This window comes from Plasticicumulans sp. (genome assembly GCF_035331805.1).
GTDB lineage: Bacteria > Pseudomonadota > Gammaproteobacteria > Competibacterales > Competibacteraceae > Plasticicumulans.
Genome location: NZ_DAOLKE010000419.1, coordinates 1 through 2,823, shown reverse-complemented (window position 1 = coordinate 2,823; position 2,823 = coordinate 1). Strand labels below are relative to the sequence as shown.

At 74.2% G+C, this 2,823-nt stretch carries 2 protein-coding genes; both read right to left on the bottom strand.

The genetic code is table 11. The annotated features are described in order from the left end of the window. Positions 1-1,631: DUF5682 family protein (locus tag PKE44_RS17790; RefSeq protein ID WP_324553932.1), on the bottom strand; the 1,631-nt coding region annotated here is incomplete at its 3' end. Between the two features lie 20 nt (positions 1,632-1,651). After that, positions 1,652-2,755: an AAA family ATPase gene (locus tag PKE44_RS17785; RefSeq protein ID WP_324553930.1), complete on the bottom strand. Its 1,104-nt coding sequence runs from the start codon at positions 2,753-2,755 to the stop codon at positions 1,652-1,654. Positions 2,756-2,823 lie beyond the last annotated feature (68 nt).

Here is a 2,823-nt window from a genome sequence, read left to right as displayed (position 1 = left end):
CGGGCGAGGCGCGCGAGTGGCGGCAGCGCATCGAGCAGCGCATCGACATCACCGCTCTGCGCCGCGGCATCGCGCACGCGCGCGAGCAGCCGCCCGGCGGCCTCTGGCAGCTCGGCGAGCAGCACGCGATCGAGCCAGTCGACCAGCCCGGCGAGGCCGCTGGCGCGCGTGATCGCATCGAGCGCGCACGCCGCGGCGGCCGCAGCGACCGTCTGGCCCCAGCGCCCGGCCTCGATCAGGTTCACCGCGAACTCCGGCCGCCAGATCAGCTGCCAGTGTTCGTGGAAGGTGCCGCGCCCGCGCGGCGCGCCGGCGCGCGGCTCGCCCCAGGGCAGGTCGAGCAGGCGCAGCCGGTGCAGCAGGCAGGAGCGTTCGCGATCGAGCGGCTGGCGCAGGTCGAGGTCGAGATCGCGGTGCGCAGCCGCCGGGGCGAGGCGCAGGCGCTTCTGTTCGCTGGCGAGATCGCGCGCGAGCGGCGGGGCCGGCACGTCATCGGGCACGCGCCCGAGCCGGTCGCCGACTTCGAGTTCGCGGCGGATCAGCGTGAGCGCGAGCGACTCGCCGGCGCACAGCGTCGCGTGCGCGGCCTGTTCGAGATCGGGCAGATCCGGCCGGGCGCGTCCGCGCAGCGCCGCCAGCGCCTCGGCGAGGCGCAGCGCGTCGATCAGCTGCGCGGTCGGTGCCGCCAGATCGTGGGCGCGCAGCAACTGCGCGCAGCGCGCCAGCCAGCGCAGCGGCGCATCCTCGCCGTGCTGCCACAGGTGTTCGTACCAGCCGGGCACGCGGATGCCGGCACCGTAGCCGCTCGCGAGCCCGAGCCGCTCGTGCGTCCACGGCACCCAGGTGCTCGCGATCTTCACCTTCGCCCGGCCGGCGAGCAGCGCCTTGTCGGCCTTCGCCGGCGGCAGCGGTGCGGCGAGGGCCGGCACGTGCCAGGCGCCGCAGACGACGGCGATGCGTTCGTGCCCTTCGCGCTGCGCGGCGCGGATCGCCTCGCGCATCGCCGCCTCGCGCGGGGCCTGCCACGGGTCATCGGCATGCGGATCGGCGTGCGCGCGCAGCGCCGTCACCGCCTCGGCGACCGCGGAGAACAGCGCCAGCTCCGCCCCGGCTTCGCTGCGCTCGACGTGGTACTCCCACCACGCCTCGCCGTCGTCGAAGCCGGCGAGTTCGGCGAGGGAGTCGAAGGGGTCGCGCCAGCGCGCGCATGCCGGCGCGGCTTCGCACGCAGGCGGTGCGTCGTCAGCCGGTGCTGCCGGCGTGGCCTCGTCCGGACTGGCCTCATCCGGTGCGTCCTTCGGCTGCGGCTCCGCCATCGACACGGCGAGCGCCAGATCGCAGAAACGCGCCGGCACGCCGTGTTCGAGCGCCCAGCGCAGCGCCTGCCATTCCGGCGAGAACTGCGCGAACGGGTAGAACACGGCACGCGCCGGATCGTCGGCGACGTGCGCGAGCAGCGCGACCGGCGCTTCGAGCGCCGGATCGCCGATGCGCCCGATCAGGCCGTCGGCCTCGGGCGGCCCTTCGACCAGCAGCAGCGTCGGCGACAGCGCATCGAGCGCCGCGAGCACCGCGCGCGCGCAGCCGGGGCCGTGGTGGCGGATGCCGAGCAGGTGGACTTCGGCCGGCATGGTCGGTCAGCCCCGCCGGTTCAGGCCGGCCAGCCGCCGTTGTCGCGGCAGGCCCGGTAGACATCCTTCCAGCCGTCGCGCTCGCGGGCGACGGTCTCGATGTATTCGCGCCAGACCAGCGTGTCCTGCACCGGGTCCTTGATCACCGCGCCCTCGATGCTCGCCGCCCAGTCGGCGGCGCGCAGGCGGCCGTCGCCGAAGTGCGCGGCGAGCGCGAGGCCGTGGCCGACGACCGAGATCGCCTCGGCGGTCGACAGCGTGCCGGTCGGGGCCTTGAGCCGGGTGCGGCCGTCGAGCGTCTGGCCGGCGCGCAGTTCGCGGAAGATCGTGACGATGCGGCGGATTTCCTCGATCGCCGGCGGCTCGGCCGGCAGTTCGAGCGCGCGCCCGAGGCTGGCGGCGCGCTGCGCGACGATCGCGACCTCGGTGTCGAGCGAATCCGGCAGCGGCAGCACGACGGTGTTGAAGCGCCGCTTCAGCGCGCTCGACAGCTCGTTGACACCCTTGTCGCGGTTGTTGGCGCTGGCGATGACGTTGAAGCCGCGCACGGCCTGGATCTCGGAATCGAGTTCCGGCACCGGCAGGGTCTTTTCCGACAGCACGGTGATCAGGCTGTCCTGCACGTCGGACGGGATGCGGGTGAGTTCCTCGATGCGGCACAGCGTGCCGCTGCGCATCGCGCGCAGCAGCGGGCTTTCGACCAGTGCTGCCGGCGACGGGCCATCGGCGAGCAGGCGCGCGTAGTTCCAGCCGTAGCGGATGGCCTCCTCGGGCGTGCCGGCCGTGCCCTGGATCAGGCAGGTCGAATCGCCGCTGATCGCCGCGGCCAGATGCTCCGAGACCCAGCTCTTGGCGGTGCCGGGCACGCCGTAGAGCAGCAGCGCACGGTCAGTCGCGAGCGTTGCGACCGCAACCTCGATCAGCCGCCGCTCGCCGACGTACTTCGGCACGACTTCGCTGCCGTCAGCGAGCCTGCCACCGAGCAGGTAGGTGACGACGGCCTGCGGCGACAGCCGCCAGTTCGGCGGGCGCGGGCGTTCGTCGAGGCGCGCGAGCGCGGCGAGTTCTTCGGCGTACAGCTGTTCGGCGTGCGCGCGCAGCACCGGCGCAGGGGTCGTGCTCATGTCGGCTCCGCAGGCAGGAAGGCAACGGGCAGGTGCTCGCGCCGTTCGAGCAGCGCGAGCAGGTCGTC

What these genes read in the sequence shown, in the direction of transcription:
- PKE44_RS17785 (WP_324553930.1), bottom strand. Translation starts at nt 2,755, where the DNA reads ATGAGCACGACCCCTGCGCCGGTGCTGCGCGCGCACGCCGAACAGCTG.